Annotated in this window: 12 protein-coding genes; 11 read left to right on the top strand and 1 reads right to left on the bottom strand. The window is 71.1% G+C overall.

The window, feature by feature from the left end:
* Position 1: 1 nt before the first annotated feature.
* On the top strand, positions 2 to 577 hold the full coding sequence (locus FE634_RS11910; RefSeq protein WP_187366684.1) for an adenine phosphoribosyltransferase: 576 nt from the start codon (positions 2 to 4) through the stop codon (positions 575 to 577).
* A gap of 33 nt (positions 578 to 610) precedes the next feature.
* Positions 611 to 2,977, top strand: coding sequence for a RelA/SpoT family protein (locus tag FE634_RS11905; RefSeq protein ID WP_396954576.1), 2,367 nt, complete (start codon positions 611 to 613; stop codon positions 2,975 to 2,977).
* Between the two features lie 264 nt (positions 2,978 to 3,241).
* Here the strand turns inward: FE634_RS11905 and FE634_RS11900 are convergent, their stop codons facing one another.
* Positions 3,242 to 4,471, bottom strand: coding sequence for a DUF349 domain-containing protein (locus FE634_RS11900; RefSeq protein ID WP_138875977.1), 1,230 nt, complete (start codon positions 4,469 to 4,471; stop codon positions 3,242 to 3,244).
* 120 nt (positions 4,472 to 4,591) lie between these two features.
* On the opposite strand from FE634_RS11900, the gene FE634_RS11895 reads away from it, so the two are divergent.
* From FE634_RS11895 to FE634_RS11855, 9 genes are all read left to right on the top strand, one after another.
* On the top strand, positions 4,592 to 5,269 hold the full coding sequence (locus tag FE634_RS11895; protein WP_137293486.1) for an MBL fold metallo-hydrolase: 678 nt from the start codon (positions 4,592 to 4,594) through the stop codon (positions 5,267 to 5,269).
* A gap of 1 nt (position 5,270) precedes the next feature.
* Positions 5,271 to 6,650 carry a histidine--tRNA ligase gene (gene hisS / locus FE634_RS11890; RefSeq protein ID WP_148240626.1) on the top strand — a complete coding sequence of 460 codons (1,380 nt, stop codon included), beginning with the start codon at positions 5,271 to 5,273 and terminating at the stop codon, positions 6,648 to 6,650.
* Positions 6,647 to 8,419: an aspartate--tRNA ligase gene (aspS, locus tag FE634_RS11885; protein WP_138875976.1), complete on the top strand. Its 1,773-nt coding sequence runs from the start codon at positions 6,647 to 6,649 to the stop codon at positions 8,417 to 8,419. The genes hisS and aspS overlap by 4 nt, the downstream gene beginning before the upstream one ends.
* A 274-nt stretch (positions 8,420 to 8,693) precedes the next feature.
* Entirely contained in the window at positions 8,694 to 9,605 is a 912-nt protein-coding gene (locus FE634_RS11880; protein WP_222847574.1) for an ABC transporter permease, read from the top strand.
* 53 nt (positions 9,606 to 9,658) lie between these two features.
* A complete protein-coding gene (locus FE634_RS11875; RefSeq protein ID WP_187366683.1) occupies positions 9,659 to 11,440 on the top strand; it encodes an ABC transporter substrate-binding protein in 1,782 nt (593 codons plus the stop codon).
* 157 nt (positions 11,441 to 11,597) lie between these two features.
* Complete coding sequence (locus FE634_RS11870; RefSeq protein ID WP_137293482.1) at positions 11,598 to 12,599, top strand: ABC transporter permease; 1,002 nt, start codon at positions 11,598 to 11,600, stop codon at positions 12,597 to 12,599.
* Positions 12,596 to 13,711, top strand: a complete 1,116-nt coding sequence (locus tag FE634_RS11865) for an ABC transporter ATP-binding protein (protein WP_137293481.1) — start codon at positions 12,596 to 12,598, stop codon at positions 13,709 to 13,711. The genes FE634_RS11870 and FE634_RS11865 overlap by 4 nt, the downstream gene beginning before the upstream one ends.
* A 275-nt stretch (positions 13,712 to 13,986) precedes the next feature.
* Positions 13,987 to 15,093, top strand: coding sequence for an ABC transporter ATP-binding protein (locus tag FE634_RS11860; protein WP_148240999.1), 1,107 nt, complete (start codon positions 13,987 to 13,989; stop codon positions 15,091 to 15,093).
* Between the two features lie 40 nt (positions 15,094 to 15,133).
* Positions 15,134 to 16,462, top strand: coding sequence for a replication-associated recombination protein A (locus tag FE634_RS11855; protein WP_138877144.1), 1,329 nt, complete (start codon positions 15,134 to 15,136; stop codon positions 16,460 to 16,462).
* Positions 16,463 to 16,466: the final 4 nt, after the last annotated feature.

Genomic DNA, 16,466 nt, shown 5'->3' with positions numbered 1-16,466 from the left:
CGTGCCCACGACCCCGGCGTCGGCGACCGCCACGGCGGCCGCCGACGCGCTGGACCGGCTCGTCGTCGACGTCCCCGACTTCCCCGAGCCGGGCGTCGTCTTCAAGGACATCACCCCGCTGCTCGCGGACCCCGAGGGGTTCGCGGCGGTCGTCGCCGCCCTCGCCGACGCCGGCCGCGACGCCGACGGCACCGTGGTGGTCGACAAGGTGGTCGGGATGGAGGCGCGCGGCTTCATCCTCGGCGCCCCGGCCGCGCTGGCCCTCGGCGTCGGCTTCGTGCCGGTGCGCAAGGCCGGCAAGCTGCCGGGCGACGTCCACGCGGTCTCCTACGACCTCGAGTACGGCCAGGCCACGCTCGAGGTGCACTGCCACGCGATCGCCCCGGGGGAGCGGGTGCTGCTCGTCGACGACGTCCTCGCCACCGGCGGCACGGTCGCCGCCACCCGTGACCTGGTCGCCGCCTGCGGGGCCGTGACCACCGGTGTCGCGGTGCTGATGGAGCTCTCGTTCCTGCCCGGCCGCGCCACGATCGGCGCCGGCGGGGAGCTCGACGTGACCGCCCTGTCCACCGTCTGAGCCGTTGCGGGTCCGCGCACCTACACTGGCGCCATGACGGAGGAGCGCGCGGCCGCAGCCACCGGGCGAGGGGCGCCCACCCCCAGGACCGCGACGCCGCGCACCGAGCTGGCGCCCGCCGACCCGTCGTCCGTCCCTCCGGGGGCGGGGCGCGGCATGCGGGCGAAGCTGGCGCGGATCGGCACCCGCGGCCCCGGCGTCAACCCGGTCCTCGAGCCGCTGTTCCGCGCCGTCCGGGCCAACCACCCCAAGGCCGACCTCGCGCTGCTCGAGCGGGCCTACACCACCGCCGAGACCATGCACGGCAGCCAGATGCGCAAGAGCGGTGACCCCTACATCACCCACCCGCTCGCCGTGACCACGATCCTGGCCGGCATCGGCATGACGGAGGCGACGCTGGTCGCCGCCCTGCTCCACGACACCGTCGAGGACACGCCCTACACCCTCGAGCAGTGCCGCGCCGACTTCGGCGACGAGGTCGCGCAGATGGTCGACGGCGTCACCAAGCTCGACAAGGTCGTCTACGGCGACTCCGCGCAGGCCGAGACCATCCGCAAGATGATCGTCGCGATGTCGCGCGACATCCGGGTCCTCGTCATCAAGCTGGCCGACCGGCTCCACAACATGCGCACGCTGCGCTACGTGCCGCTGAAGAGCCAGGAGCGCACCGCCCGCGAGACCCTCGACATCTACGCCCCGCTGGCCCACCGGCTCGGCATGAACACCATCAAGTGGGAGCTGGAGGACCTCGCGTTCGCGACCCTGCACCCCAAGATCTACGACGAGATCGTGCGGATGGTCGCCGAGCGGGCGCCCTCGCGCGACACCTTCCTCGCCGAGGTGATCAGCCAGGTGGAGAAGGACCTGCGCGAGGCGAAGGTCAAGGCCACCGTCACCGGCCGCCCGAAGCACTACTACTCGATCTACCAGAAGATGATCGTCGGCGGCCGCGAGTTCACCGACATCTACGACCTGGTCGGCATCCGGATCCTCGTCGACGAGGACCGCGACTGCTACTCGGTCCTCGGCGTGCTCCACTCGCGCTGGAACCCGGTGCTCGGCCGGTTCAAGGACTACGTCGCGATGCCGAAGTTCAACATGTACCAGTCGCTGCACACCTCGGTCATCGGGCCGCAGGGCAAGCCGGTCGAGATGCAGATCCGCACCTTCAGCATGCACCGCCGCGCCGAGTACGGCGTCGCCGCGCACTGGAAGTACAAGGAGGACGGCCGCGAGGGCCGCGACACCGAGCGCAAGGGCGAGTCGCCGCAGACCAACGGCGACATGTCGTGGGTGCGCCAGCTGCTCGACTGGCAGAGCGAGGTCGAGGACCCGGGCGAGTTCCTGGAGTCGCTGCGCTTCGAGATCAACCGCGCCGAGACCTACGTCTTCACCCCGCGCGGCGACGTCATCGCGCTGCCCGCCGGCTCGACGTCGGTCGACTTCGCCTACGCCGTCCACACCGAGGTCGGCCACCGCACGATCGGTGCGCGCGTGAACGGGCGCCTGGTGCCGCTCGAGTCGACCCTCGAGAACGGCGACGTGGTGGAGGTCTTCACCTCGAAGTCCGCCACCGCCGGTCCCTCGCGCGACTGGCTGACCTTCGTGAAGTCGCCGCGGGCCCGCTCGAAGATCCGGCAGTGGTTCACCAAGGAGCGCCGCGAGGAGGCCGTCGAGCGCGGCAAGGACGCCATCGCCAAGCTGATGCGCAAGGAGGGCCTCCCGCTCAAGCGGCTGCTGACCCACGAGTCGCTCACCCTGGTCGCCACCCAGTTCAAGCTCGGCGACGTCACCGCGCTCTACGCCGCCGTGGGGGAGGGCAACCTCGGCGCCCAGGCCGTCGTCCGCCGCGTCATCGAGCTGCACGGCGGCGACGAGGGCGCCCAGGAGGACCTGTCCGAGGCCGTCACCATCACCGGTCGCCGCGGCCGCTCCAACGCCGGCGGCGGCAGCGACGCGGGCGTGATCGTCAAGGGCTCACCCGACGTCTGGGTCAAGCTCGCGAAGTGCTGCACCCCCGTGCCGCCCGACGACATCCTCGGGTTCGTCACCAAGGGCGGCGGCGTCTCGGTGCACCGGCACGACTGCACCAACGCCTCCGAGCTGCGGCGCCAGCCCGAGAAGGTCCTCGACGTCGAGTGGGCCCCCACCGGGCAGTCGATGTTCCTGGTCAACATCCAGGTCGAGGCCCTCGACCGCGCCCGGCTGCTGTCGGACATCACGATGGTGCTCTCCGACGCCCACGTGAACATCCTGTCGGCGAACCTCTCCACGACCCGCGACCGCGTCGCGAAGTCGCGGTTCACCTTCGAGATGGCCGAGGCCAAGCACCTCGACAACGTGCTCAAGGCCGTGCGGTCGGTGCCGGGCGTCTTCGACGCCTACCGCGTCACGGCCTAGCCGTCTGCCGCGCGCCCTCGTCGGGCTGGGCCGGGTGGGGTCGGGGGCGGAGGACGGGCCGGGTCCGGGAAGCGTCAAGGGGCTTGGCCGCGGCGCCGGCTGCCCAGACCGCCGTCCGCCCAGGCCGTCCGAGCGACGCGCCGCCCCGAGCTCCCGGACCCGGAGCCGGCCGCAGCCCACGGCCCCACCCGGACCACAGCGGGGCCTGCAGCGCCGGGTCAGCCGGGGTGTGGGGACGAGCCGCGCTCGTCTCCTGCGGCGCTCCTAGCCGGAGAAGTCCTCGGAGGCGCGCCGGGCCATGTCGAGGAACGAGCGGCGGGACTCGAGGTTGTCCTCGAGCTCCTTGACCTTCTTCTCGTTGCCGGCGGCGCGGGCCTTCTCGAGGTCGGACTCGACCTTGGCGATGGCGTCCTCGAGCTTGGTGACCATGTCGTTGGCGCGGGCCGACTTCTCGGGGTCCGAGCGCTTCCAGGCGTCGTCCTCGGCGCTGCGCAGGGCGTTCTCGACGGCGCGCATCCGGCCCTCGAGATCGCGCATCCGGTCGCGCGGGACCTTGCCGGCGGCCTCCCACTTGTCGGCCAGGTCGCGGAAGGCCTTCTTGGTGGCCTCCAGGTCCTGGACCGGCAGCAGCGCCTCGATCTCGACGATCAGGGCGTCCTTGACGTCGGCGTTGGCCGCGAACTCCGCGTCGAGCGCGGCGTTCTCGGCGTCGCGGGCCCCGAAGAACTGGTCCTGGGCGCCGCGGAACCTCTTCCACAGGGCGTCGTCGACGTCCTTGGGCGCAGGGCCGGCGGCCTTCCAGTCGCGCATCAGGTCGCGGTAGCGGCCGGCGGTCGGGCCCCACTCGGTCGAGGTCGCGAGCGCCTCGGCCTCCTTGGCCAGGCGCTCCTTGACGACGCGGGCACCCTCGCGCTTCTCGTCCTGCTCGGCGAAGTGCTGCTTGCGGGCCTTCGTGTAGGCCGTGCGCGCGCCCGAGAAGCGCTTCCACAGCGCGTCGTCGGAGGGGCGGTCGATGCGGGGGAGCGCCTTCCAGGCCTCGAGCAGGTCGCGCAGGCGGTTGGCGCCGTTGCGCCAGTCGGTGCCGGTCGCGATCTTCTCGGCCTCGGCGACGATCTGCTCCTTGGCGGCCTTCGACTCCTCCGCCTTCGCGGCGCGCTCGGCCCGCCGGGCCTCGCGCTGCGTGGCCAGGACCGGGGCCAGGGCGTCGAGGCGCGCGCCGAGCGAGGCGAGGTCGCCGACGGCGTTGGCGTCGGTCACCTGGGCCCGCACGGTCTTGATCGACTCGGCGGCCTCCTCGGGCGTGAGCTTCTCCGCGTTGACCCGCTGCTCGAGCAGCTGGACCTCGAAGGAGAGAGCGTCAAAACGCTCGGTGAAGAACTGGAGGGCTTCCTGCGGTGTCCCGGCGGGGTAGGACCCCACCGAACGCTCGCCGTCGGCGGTCTTCACGTAGACGGTGCCGTCGTCGTCGACGCGGCCCCATTCGCTGCTCGTCACTGCGTATCCTCTTCGTCGGCCATCTTCGTGCGGCTGGCGCAGTCCTACCCTAGGGGACGGGGCACCACCCTGTCGGACACCGGGGCGGGCGACCGCCTCCGACGTCGCTACCCTGAGGCGGTGCTCATCGCCGCCTTCCCCGCAGGACCGTGGGGCACCAACTGCTACGTCGCGGCCACCGGACCCGGCACCGAGTGCGTGGTCATCGACCCCGGCAAGGACGCCGCACCCGGCGTCGCCGACGTCGTGCGCGAGCACCGGCTCAAGCCGGTCGCCGTGCTCGTGACCCACGGCCACGTCGACCACATGTGGTGCGTGGCGCCCGTGGCCGGCACCTACGACGCGACCGCCTGGATCCACCCCGACGACCGGCACCTGCTCGCCGACCCGATGCAGGGCATGTCGGCGGAGACCGCCGCGATGCTGCTCGGCGGCAACCACACCTTCGCCGAGCCGGACGACGTCCGCGAGCTCGCCGACGCCCAGTCCCTCGAGCTGGCGGGGCTGCGTCTCGTCGTCGACCACACCCCGGGCCACACCGAGGGCTCGGTCACCTTCCGCACGCCCTACACCGAGCAGCAGGCCGACATCTCCGAGGTCATGTTCTCCGGCGACCTGCTCTTCGCCGGCTCGATCGGCCGCACCGACCTGCCCGGCGGCGACCACCCCACGATGCTGCGGAGCCTGCGCGAGAAGGTGCTCCCGCTCCGCGACGACGTCGTGGTGCTGCCCGGGCACGGCGAGCAGACCTCCATCGGCCGCGAGCGCGCGACCAACCCCTTCCTCCAGGACCTGTGACATGGCCAAGACCACCCCGCTCAGCGGGTTCCCCGAGCTGCTGCCCGAGCAGCGCTTCGTCGAGCAGCAGGTCATCGACACCCTGCGCGCGACCTTCGAGCTGCACGGCTTCGCCGGCATCGAGACGCGCGCCGTGGAGCCGCTCGACCAGCTGCTCCGCAAGGGCGACACCTCCAAGGAGGTCTACCTGCTGCGGCGGCTGCACGAGGAGTCGGCCGAGGGCCACGCCGGCCTCGGGCTGCACTTCGACCTCACCGTGCCCTTCGCGCGCTACGTGCTCGAGAACGCCGGCCGGCTCGACTTCCCGTTCCGGCGCTACCAGATCCAGAAGGTGTGGCGCGGCGAGCGGCCCCAGGAGGGCCGGTTCCGCGAGTTCGCCCAGGCCGACATCGACATCATCGGGCGCGACGTGCTGCCCTTCCACCACGACGTCGAGGTCACCCGCGTCATGGTCGACGCGCTCAGCCGGCTCGACTTCCTGCCCGGCTTCCGCCTCCAGGTCAACAACCGCAAGCTGATCCAGGGCTTCTACGCCGGGCTGGGTATCGCCGCGGGCGACCAGGTCGACGAGGTCATGCGCCTGGTCGACAAGCTCGACAAGCTGCCCCCCGCGAAGGTCCACGAGCTCCTCCTCGCCGACGCCGGGATCGACCCGGCGACCGCCGACCGGGTGCTGGCCCTGGCGACCATCCGCTCGACCGACACCTCCTTCGTGGACGCCGTGCGCGGGCTGGGCGTCGAGCACCCGCTGCTCGACGAGGGGCTCGCCGAGCTGGCCGAGCTCGTCGGGTCGTGCGCCGGCCTGGTCACCGACCGGGTCCGGGTCGAGGCCGACCTGTCGATCGCGCGCGGCCTCGACTACTACACCGGCACGGTCTTCGAGACCCGTCTCGACGGCTACGAGTCGCTCGGCTCGATCTGCTCGGGGGGGCGCTACGACGCCCTGGCCAGCGACGGCCGCTCGACCTACCCCGGCGTCGGCATCTCTCTCGGTGTCAGCCGGGTCGTCGTCCCCCTCCTCGCGCGCACCGGCCTCACCGCCGACCGCAAGGTGCCCAGCGCGGTGCTGGTGGCCCTGGCCGACGAGGCGTCGCGGGGCGCCGGCGACGAGGTGGCCACGGCGCTGCGCGCCCGCGGCGTCCCGTGCGAGGTCGCGGCGTCGGCGCAGAAGTTCGGCAAGCAGATCCGCAACGCCGAGCGGCGCGGCATCCCCTACGTCTGGTTCACCCAGGACGGCGACGACGCGCCGCGCCACCAGGTCAAGGACATCCGATCGGGGGACCAGGTCGACGCCGACCCGGCCACCTGGACCCCACCCACCGAGGACCTGCGACCGCAGGTGGTTTCCTCGAGCTCTACCTCCAAGGAGTCAACACAGTGATCCGCACCCACGACGCCGGCGCCCTCCGCGCCGAGCACGCCGGCCAGACCGTCATCCTCGCCGGGTGGGTCGCCAACCGCCGCGACCACGGCGGGGTGGCCTTCATCGACCTGCGCGAGGCCAGCGGCGTCGTCCAGGTCGTCGTCCGCGACGAGCAGGTCGCGCACGCGCTGCGGGCGGAGTACTGCCTCAAGGTCACCGGCGAGGTCGTGACCCGCAAGGAGGGCAACGAGAACCCCAACCTGGCCACGGGCGCGATCGAGGTCGTCGCCACCGACGTCGAGGTGCTCAGCGCCTCGGCGCCGCTGCCGTTCCCGATCAGCGACCACGTCGACGTCGGTGAGGAGGCGCGGCTCAAGCACCGCTACCTCGACCTGCGTCGCACCGGCCCGAACCAGGCGCTGCGCCTGCGCAGCAAGGTCAACAAGGCCGCGCGCGACGTGCTGGACCGCCACGACTTCGTGGAGATCGAGACGCCGACGCTGACCCGCAGCACGCCCGAGGGCGCCCGCGACTTCCTGGTGCCGGCCCGACTGGCCCCCGGCAGCTGGTACGCCCTGCCGCAGAGCCCGCAGCTGTTCAAGCAGCTGCTGATGGTCGCCGGGATGGAGCGGTACTACCAGATCGCGCGCTGCTACCGCGACGAGGACTTCCGCGCCGACCGGCAGCCGGAGTTCACCCAGCTCGACATCGAGATGAGCTTCGTCGAGCAGGACGACGTGCTCGCCGTGGCCGAGGAGATCCTCAGCGCGCTGTGGGCGCTGGTCGGCCACGAGGTGCCGACCCCGCTGCCGCGGATGACCTACGCCGAGGCGATGGCGCGCTTCGGCTCCGACAAGCCCGACCTGCGGATGGGTCTCGAGCTCACCGAGTGCACCGAGTTCTTCGCCGACACCACCTTCCGCGTCTTCCAGGCGCCCTACGTGGGCGCCGTGGTGATGCCCGGGGGAGCGAGCCAGCCCCGCAAGCAGCTCGACGCCTGGCAGGAGTGGGCCAAGCAGCGCGGGGCCCGCGGCCTGGCCTACGTGCTGGTCCAGGAGGACGGCGAGCTGACCGGCCCGGTCGCGAAGAACCTCACCGACGCCGAGCGTGCCGGGATCGCCGCCCACGTGGGTGCCCAGCCCGGTGACTGCATCTTCTTCGCCGCGGGAGCCGTCAAGAGCAGCCGGGCGCTGCTCGGCGCCGCCCGCCTCGAGATCGGCCGCCGCGGCGGCCTGATCGACGAGTCGGCGTGGAGCTTCCTGTGGGTCGTCGACGCGCCCCTCTTCGAGCCGGCCGACGAGGCGACCGCCGCGGGCGACGTCGCGGTCGGCAGCGGTGCGTGGACCGCGGTCCACCACGCCTTCACCTCCCCGCAGGACCTCGACTCCTTCGACTCCGACCCCGGCAACGCCCTGGCGTGGGCCTACGACATCGTCTGCAACGGCAACGAGATCGGCGGCGGGTCGATCCGTATCCACCGCGAGGACGTGCAGAAGCGGGTCTTCGCGATCATGGGCATCGAGGAGGCCGAGGCGCAGGAGAAGTTCGGCTTCCTGCTCGACGCCTTCGGCTACGGTGCCCCGCCGCACGGCGGCATCGCGTTCGGCTGGGACCGCATCGTCTCGCTGCTCGCCGGCACCGACTCGATCCGCGACGTCATCGCCTTCCCGAAGTCCGGCGGCGGCTACGACCCGCTCACCGCGGCGCCTGCGCCCATCACGCCCCAGCAGCGCAAGGAAGCGGGCGTGGACGCCGTCGCGGCGAAGGATCTCCCGTCCCGAGGCTGATCGTCGGCGGAGCGTCCCACTGGTCGAGACCAGATCGTTACCGCCGCGTACCCCTCGATCGCGATCGGGTCGCCTAGAGTCCCTGACGGCGCGCAGCGCGCCCGGCGGTGCTCGAACTGCCGGTCTGGCACGAGGACGGAGCCACGCTCGGTGGCTCCCCGAGGTGGATATGACGTCGCTCAACACCGAGGTGATGGAAGAAGGGTTCGAACCCGAACCCGGGAAGTCCGAACCGGTCAAGGAGCTCGCGGGTCGTTCGCCCACGAGGATCGCGATGGGCCGGCTGGCCCACGACAAGGTCGCCGTCGTCTGCGGCACCATCTTGTTCGTCATGGTCGCGCTGGCCCTGCTGGCGCCGGTGATCAGCAACGCCTTCGGTCTCTACCACAAGATCGGTCCGGGCCAGGCCGCGCTCACCGACCTGCTGGAGTTCGACGGACTGCCCCGCGTGGGCCCGCCGCTGCACCCCTTCACCTGGGACCACCCGCTGGGCATCGAGCCCGGCACCGGCCTCGACAACCTGTCGCTGCTCCTCTACGGCCTGCGCACCTCGCTGTTCATCGCGGTGCTGGCCACGGTGATCTCGACCATCGTCGGGGTGACCTTCGGCCTCATCGCGGGCTACGCCACCGGCGCGGTCGACGCGGTGATGTCGTTCGTCATCGACTTCCTGCTCTCCTTCCCCTTCATCCTCGGCGCGCTGGCGCTGGCACCGATCATCACCACCCGGTTCGGGGCGAACAGCTCCACGCTGGGCCGTGCCGAGTTCCTGACCCTGGTCGGGGTGCTGGTGCTGTTCGGCTGGATGGGGCTGGCGCGGCTGATCCGCGGCCAGGTGTTCTCGCTGCGTGAGCGCGAGTTCGTGCTGGCCGCCCGCGTGATCGGCGTGCCGACCCGGCAGATCCTCTTCAAGGAGCTGCTGCCCAACCTGGTGGCCCCGATCGTCGTGGCGATCTCGCTGGCGCTGCCCGGTTTCGTGGCGGCCGAGGCCGGCCTGTCGTTCCTCGGCATCGGCCTCAGCGAGGGCACGTCGCTCGGCAAGACCATCAACGCCGCCGACGGCTACTACGACAAGTACCCGCTCTACCTGTGGGTGCCGGTCGGAACGATCATGGTTCTCGTGATCGCGCTCAACCTCCTGGGCGACTCCGTGCGAGACGCCTTCGACCCCAAGACTCGCCGATGACCACACCCCTGGCGTCGGGAGAAACAACAGAGAAAGAGAAGGGTGGGTACACGATGCGGTTGAAGCAGCCGATCATCGCTGTGACCGTCGCCGGCCTCTTCGCGCTCGCCGCCTGTGGCGGTAGTGACGACGGTGGCAGCGGGACGAGCGACGGCAACAAGGAAGGCGAGACCGACGCGCAGACCGGTGGCGACACCGGCGACGCGCAGGACGCCACGCGCGTCGACGGTCCGGTGGAGATCGAGGGCGCCACGCCCGGCGGGACGATCAAGGTCATCTCCGTCGCCGGCCTCAACACCATGCACCCCAGCGAGGCGTACTACCAGAACACGTCCACGATCCTCAGTGGTCTCGTGACGCGTGCGATGACGCAGTACGTCTACGACGAGGACACCAAGTCGATGGTCCTCATCCCCGACCTCGCCACCGACCTGGGCACGCCCAACGAGGACTTCACCGAGTGGACCTTCGAGCTGAAGCCCGGCATCAAGTACGAGGACGGCACCGAGGTCAAGGCCGAGGACTTCATCTTCTCCACGGCTGCCTCGATGGACCGCACGCAGTTCCCCGAGGGCCCGGCCTACTCGAACGACTACCTCGTCAGCGGTGACTCCTACGAGGGTTACTTCACCGCCGGCAAGACGCTGGACGGCTTCGACGCCGTCGAGGTCGAGGGCAACACCGTCACCTACAAGGCCCGCAAGCCGTTCCCGGACCTGCCGTACTGGCTGACGTTCCCGGCGATGAGCCCGATGAACGAGACCGCTGCGGCCGACCCCGCCGCCTACGCCCGCCACCCGATGGCGACCGGTCCCTACAAGTTCGGTGAGTACACCCCGGAGAAGACCCTCCAGCTGGTCCGCAACGACCAGTGGGACACCAACACCGACCCGGGCCGCACCCAGTACCCGGACTCCTACGAGATGGACCTGCAGGTCGAGTCCGCCCAGATCGACCAGCTGCTGCTGTCCGACTCCGGCGACGCCCAGACCACGCTCACCTACGACGACGTCCTCAACGAGAACTACCGCGACTTCGACGCCTCCGGCCGTCTCGTCGTCGGCGGCTTCCCGCTGACCAGCTACTGGGCGCCCGACTACCGCAAGATCACCGACATCAAGGTGCGGCAGGCGCTCGCCTGGGCCTACCCCTACAAGGACGCCTACCTCTCCGCCGGTCTGATCGAGGGCGTCACGGCCATCCCCGGCGAGACCCTGATGCCCCCGGGCACCGCGGGCCGCAAGGAGTTCAGCCCGCTGCCCGACCACGAGCCGGGCACCACGGACCCCGCCGCCGCCAAGGCCCTCCTCGAGGAGGCCGACGCCGTCGGTTACGAGATCAAGTTCCTCTACGCCAAGGACGACCCGAAGCTGGTCAAGCAGAAGGACGTCATCGTCAAGGCGCTCGAGGAGGCCGGCTTCAAGGCCACCCCCGTGCCCTCGACGGTCGCCGACCTGTCGACGGTCCGCGCCGACCCCGACGCCGACATCAACGTGCGCAGCCCCGGCTGGATCGCTGACTGGCCCTCGGGCAGCTCCTGGTTCCCGCCGGTCATCCAGAGCACCAACCTGGACAAGGAGGGCCTCGGCTCCAACTACGCGGCCTTCAACGAGCCGGCCATCGACCAGCGGATCGAGGACATCCAGCTCCTCCCCGTCGAGGAGCAGGCCGACGCGTGGGGTGAGCTCGACGAGGAGGTCATGACCGAGTACTTCCCGCTCTTCGTCACCCGCTACGGCGGCGTCGCGCAGGCGCACGGCTCGAAGATCAACGGTCACTTCGTCGACAACACGATCGGCCAGCCGACCTGGAAGAACCTCTGGGTCACCCAGTGACGCAGTAGCAACGCCGGCGCCGGGCCGTCACCTCGTGTGACGGCTCGGCGCCACCCATGCCGGTGGCGGGTCCGTGGACCCGTCATCGGCGTGTCCGGCACATCCGTGTCGCCGGCGGGTCACCGCCGGACATCTACTCCCGTGAAGAGGAACGTGCATGCTGGGCTTCATCGTGCGACGTCTGCTGTCGTCGCTGCTGGTCATCGGGCTGGCCTCGTTCGTCGTCTTCGCCATCTTCTACCTCGGCCCCAGCAACCCGGCCCAGCCGATCTGCGAGGGCGCCGGCGGCCGCTGCACCCCGGAGCGGCTCGAGGCGATCGAGAAGCAGATGGGCCTCGACAAGCCCGTCGTCTCGGCCTACGGCGAGTTCATGGGCGGCATCGTCAAGGGTCGCGAGATCGACTTCGGTGCCTCCAAGTACGACTGCGACGCCCCCTGCTTCGGCATCTCCTTCGGCACCCGCACCCCGGTGACCGACGAGCTCAAGGAACGCATCGTCCCCACGGTGCTGATCGCCGTCGGCGGCTCGATCGTGTTCCTCGTCGTCGGTGTCGGCATCGGCATCGCCGCCGCCGCCCGGCGCGGCTCGGCCGGCGACCGCCTCCTGGTGAGCGGCAGCCTGCTCGTCTCCTCGGTGCCCTACTACCTCGTGTGCCTGCTGGCGTGGATCTTCCTGACGCTGCAGACCAGCATGTTCCCCGACACCGGGTACTTCCCGATCACCGAGGACCCGCTCAAGACCTTCGGCGGCCTGCTGCTGCCGTGCCTGGTCCTGGGCGTCGCGACCTCACCCAGCTACGCCCGCTACACCCGCGGCCAGATGGTCGAGACCCTCGGTGACGACTACATCCGCACCGCCACCGCCAAGGGACTCCCGCGCCGCACGGTGCTGTTCCGGCACGCCCTGCGCGCCGCGATCGTGCCGATCGTGACCATCTTCGGTCTCGACTTCGGCGCCCTGCTCGCCGGCACCATCTTCACCGAGACGATCTTCAGCATCGACGGCATCGGGCGCTGGGGCCTCCAGGCCCTCCAGGCGCCCCTCGACCTGCCCGTGCTCACCGCGACCGTGCTCGTGGGCGCGCTGTTCATCGTGCTGTCGAACCTGATCGTCGACGTCGTCTACGGATTCCTCGACCCGAGAGTGAGGTTGGGATGACCAACACCGCACACGAGACGAGCCTGAGCAAGGACCCGGCGCTGTCCGGCACCCCCGGCTCGGGCGAGCCCTACCTGGAGGTCACCGACCTCACCGTGAAGTTCCCGACCGCCGACGGACTGGTCGAGGCCGTGTCCGGCCTCAGCTACAGCGTCGCCCTGGGCCGCACCCTCGGCATCGTGGGGGAGTCCGGCTCCGGCAAGTCGGTGTCGAGCATGGCCGTCCTCGGGCTGCACGACGCCAAGTCGGCCCGCATCACCGGCTCGATCAAGGTCGGGGGCGAGGAGATCGTCGGCCGCAGCGAGGACGCCATGCGCAGCATGCGCGGCAACACCGCGGCGATGATCTTCCAGGACGCCCTGGCCGCGCTGCACCCGTTCTACCGGGTCGGCGCCCAGCTGGCCGAGGCCTACCGGGTGCACCACCCGTCGGCGTCGAAGCGGCAGGCGCGCCAGCGCTCGATCGAGATGCTCGACCGGGTCGGGATCCCGTCCCCGCAGAGCCGGGTCGACGACTTCCCGCACCAGTTCTCCGGCGGCATGCGCCAGCGCGTGATGATCGCGATGGGCCTGATCAACGACCCCTCGCTGCTGATCGCCGACGAGCCGACCACCGCCCTCGACGTGACGGTGCAGGCCCAGATCCTCGACCTGCTCCAGGACCTCCAGCGCGAGTTCAACTCGGCGATCGTGATGATCACCCACGACCTCGGCGTCATCGCCGAGATGGCCGACGACGTCCTGGTGATGTACTCCGGGCGCGCCGTCGAGTACGGCTCGTGCCGCGAGATCCTGTCGCACCCCGAGATGCCCTACACGTGGGGTCTGCTCTCGAGCGTGCCCGACGTGACGTCGGACCCGAACGCGCGGATGATCCCGATCCCCGGCACGCCGCCGAGCCTGCTGAACAAGCCCGCCGGCTGCTCGTTCGAGCCGCGCTGCGCCCACAGCGACAAGGTGCCCGGTGACCTGTGCGCCACGAAGCTGCCCGAGATGCGGCCCGGCGGCCGCGGCACGAGCCACCTCAAGCGGTGCCACCTGGTCGACCCCGACGCGATCTTCCGGGCCGAGGTCCTGCCCCAGATCGCCCCCGAGCTCGTCGAGGAGAGCTGATGTCCCACCTGCGTCCCGAGGACCCCGACTACCCTGACTACCCCGACGCCCCCGACGGCGGTGAGCGCCCGGTCACCTTCGCCAAGGGCGCGACGTCCGACCCGGTCACCGACCCCAGCTACGAGGCGACCGCCCGCACCGAGCGCGCGCCCGAGCCGGGCCGCGACCCCGACGACGAGCCGGCCGAGACCTTCGCCGAGCTCGTGAACCAGACCCACACCGCCGCCGTGCTCGACCCGACGGCGCCCCCGGTGCTCACGGTCTCCGACCTGAAGATGTACTTCCCGGTGCGCTCCGGCGGCATCGTGCGACGCAAGGTCGGCGACGTCCAGGCGGTCGACGGCATCTCCTTCGAGGTTCCCGAGGGCGGCTCGCTCGGCCTGGTCGGGGAGTCCGGCTGCGGCAAGTCGACGACCGGGCGGCTCATCACCCGGCTCTACACCCCGACCGCGGGCTCGATGATGTTCCGCGACCACGACCTCGCGAAGATGAGCAACAGCGCCCTCAAGCCGCTGCGCCGCGAGGTGCAGATGATCTTCCAGGACCCCTACAGCTCGCTGAACCCGCGCCACACCGTCGGCACCATCGTCGGGACGCCGCTGCTGGTGCACGACATCGTGCCGAAGAAGCAGGTCCTGAGCCGGGTCCAGGAGCTGCTCGAGGTGGTCGGTCTCAACCCCGAGCACTACAACCGCTACCCGAGCGAGTTCTCCGGCGGTCAGCGTCAGCGCATCGGCATCGCCCGCGCGCTCGCCCTCAGCCCCAAGCTGCTCGTCGCCGACGAGCCCGTCTCGGCGCTCGACGTGTCCATCCAGGCGCAGGTCATCAACCTGCTCCAGGACATCCAGCGCGACTTCGGCGTGGCGTTCCTCTTCATCGCCCACGACCTGGCCGTGGTGCGGCACTTCTGCCCCGAGGTCGCGGTGATGTACCTCGGGAAGATCGTCGAGATCGGCGACCGCGAGAGCATCTACTCCCACCCGCGGCACCCCTACACGCAGGCGCTGCTCTCGGCGGTGCCCGACATCAAGCAGGCCACCATCGGCGGTCGCCGCGAGCGGATCCGGCTCGAGGGCGACGTCCCGAGCCCGATCAACCCGCCGTCGGGCTGCCGCTTCCGCACCCGCTGCCCGATCGCGCAGGACATCTGCGCCAAGCACGAGCCGCCGCTGCTGCAGATCGGCTCGCGGCACAAGGTCGCCTGCCACTTCCCGGGCGAGGTGCACAAGCACCCGACCGAGCCGATCACCGCCCGCCTGCTCGGCGTCGACAACGCCGGCAACCCCGACCCCGGGGCCACGCCGAGCCCGGACCTGGTCACCAAGCCCGGCTACGACGACACCTGGTTCGACCTGGACACGAAGACGTTTGGACGAGCCTGACGCCCTCTTCGCGGCCGACCCGCCGCCACCCGCGCACGCCGTGACGGCGGGGCGGGGTGGCGGCGGGTCGCTGTCGAGCGCCACGCACGCGAACGCACCGCTCGCGGTGCGGATGCGGCCGCGCACCCTCGACGAGCTTGCCGGCCAGGAGCAGCTGCGCGCCCCCGGGTCGCCGCTGCGCCAGCTCATCGAGGGCGACCAGTCGATGTCGCTGCTGCTGTGGGGTCCGCCCGGCACCGGCAAGACGACGATCGCCTCGATCCTGTCCAACCAGACCGGCCGGCGCTTCGTCGAGGTCTCGGCCGTCTCGGCCGGCGTCAAGGAGGTCCGGGCCGCGATCGACGCCGCCCGCGCCGACCTGGTGCGCGGCGGGGAGGAGACGGTCCTCTTCGTCGACGAGGTCCACCGCTTCAGCAAGGCCCAGCAGGACGCGCTGCTGCCCGGGGTGGAGAACCGGTGGGTGACGCTGGTCGCGGCGACCACCGAGAACCCGTTCTTCTCCGTGATCTCCCCGCTGCTCTCGCGCAGCCTGCTGCTGCGCCTGGAGTCGCTCACCGACGACGACGTCCGGTCGGTGATGGCCTCCGCGCTGGCCGAGGAGCGCGGCCTGGCCGGCGCCTTCGAGATCGACGACGCCGCGCTCGACCACCTGGTGCGGCTCGCCGGCGGCGACGCCCGCCGCTCGCTGACCTACCTGGAGGCGGCGGCCGGGGCGGCGACGTCGCGGGGGAGCGCGGTGATCGACCTGGAGACCGCCGAGACGGCGGTCGACCGGGCGGCGGTCCGCTACGACCGGCAGGGCGACCAGCACTACGACGTCACCAGCGCCTTCATCAAGTCGATCCGCGGCTCCGACGCCGACGCCGCGATGCACTACCTCGCCCGGATGATGGAGGCCGGCGAGGACCCACGCTTCATCGCGCGGCGGCTGGTCATCCTGGCCAGCGAGGACATCGGCCTGGCCGACCCGACCGCGCTGACCACCGCGGTGGCCGCCGCCCAGGCCGTGCAGCTGATCGGGATGCCGGAGGCCAGCTTCAACCTCGCGCACGCCGTGATCGCGCTGGCCGTGGCGCCCAAGTCGAACGCCGTCACCCTCGCGCTGGCCGCCTCGACCGCCGACGTCCGCGCCGGCAAGGTCGGGCCGGTGCCGCCGCACCTGCGCGACGCCCACTACTCCGGCTCGAAGAAGCTCGGGCACGGCACGTCCTACACCTACAGCCACGACGCGCCCTTCGGCATCGCCGAGCAGCAGTACGCCCCCGACGTCGTCGCCGACGCGCGCTACTACCAGCCCAAGGAGATCGGCGCCGAGACCGCGATCCGGGAGCGCTGGGAGCGGGTCCGGCGCCTGATCCGGGGCCGGTAGGGTT

The sequence above is a fragment of the Nocardioides sp. S-1144 genome (assembly GCF_005954645.2).
In the GTDB taxonomy this organism is placed as follows: Bacteria; Actinomycetota; Actinomycetes; order Propionibacteriales; family Nocardioidaceae; genus Nocardioides; species Nocardioides dongxiaopingii.
This window is presented reverse-complemented; position numbering and strand designations above follow the sequence as displayed.

What these genes read in the sequence shown, in the direction of transcription:
- FE634_RS11905 (WP_396954576.1), top strand. Translation starts at nt 611, where the DNA reads ATGACGGAGGAGCGCGCGGCCGCAGCCACCGGGCGAGGGGCGCCCACC.
- hisS (WP_148240626.1), top strand. Translation starts at nt 5,271, where the DNA reads ATGGCCAAGACCACCCCGCTCAGCGGGTTCCCCGAGCTGCTGCCCGAG.
- FE634_RS11880 (WP_222847574.1), top strand. Translation starts at nt 8,694, where the DNA reads ATGGGCCGGCTGGCCCACGACAAGGTCGCCGTCGTCTGCGGCACCATC.
- FE634_RS11875 (WP_187366683.1), top strand. Translation starts at nt 9,659, where the DNA reads ATGCGGTTGAAGCAGCCGATCATCGCTGTGACCGTCGCCGGCCTCTTC.
- FE634_RS11870 (WP_137293482.1), top strand. Translation starts at nt 11,598, where the DNA reads ATGCTGGGCTTCATCGTGCGACGTCTGCTGTCGTCGCTGCTGGTCATC.
- FE634_RS11865 (WP_137293481.1), top strand. Translation starts at nt 12,596, where the DNA reads ATGACCAACACCGCACACGAGACGAGCCTGAGCAAGGACCCGGCGCTG.
- FE634_RS11860 (WP_148240999.1), top strand. Translation starts at nt 13,987, where the DNA reads ATGTACTTCCCGGTGCGCTCCGGCGGCATCGTGCGACGCAAGGTCGGC.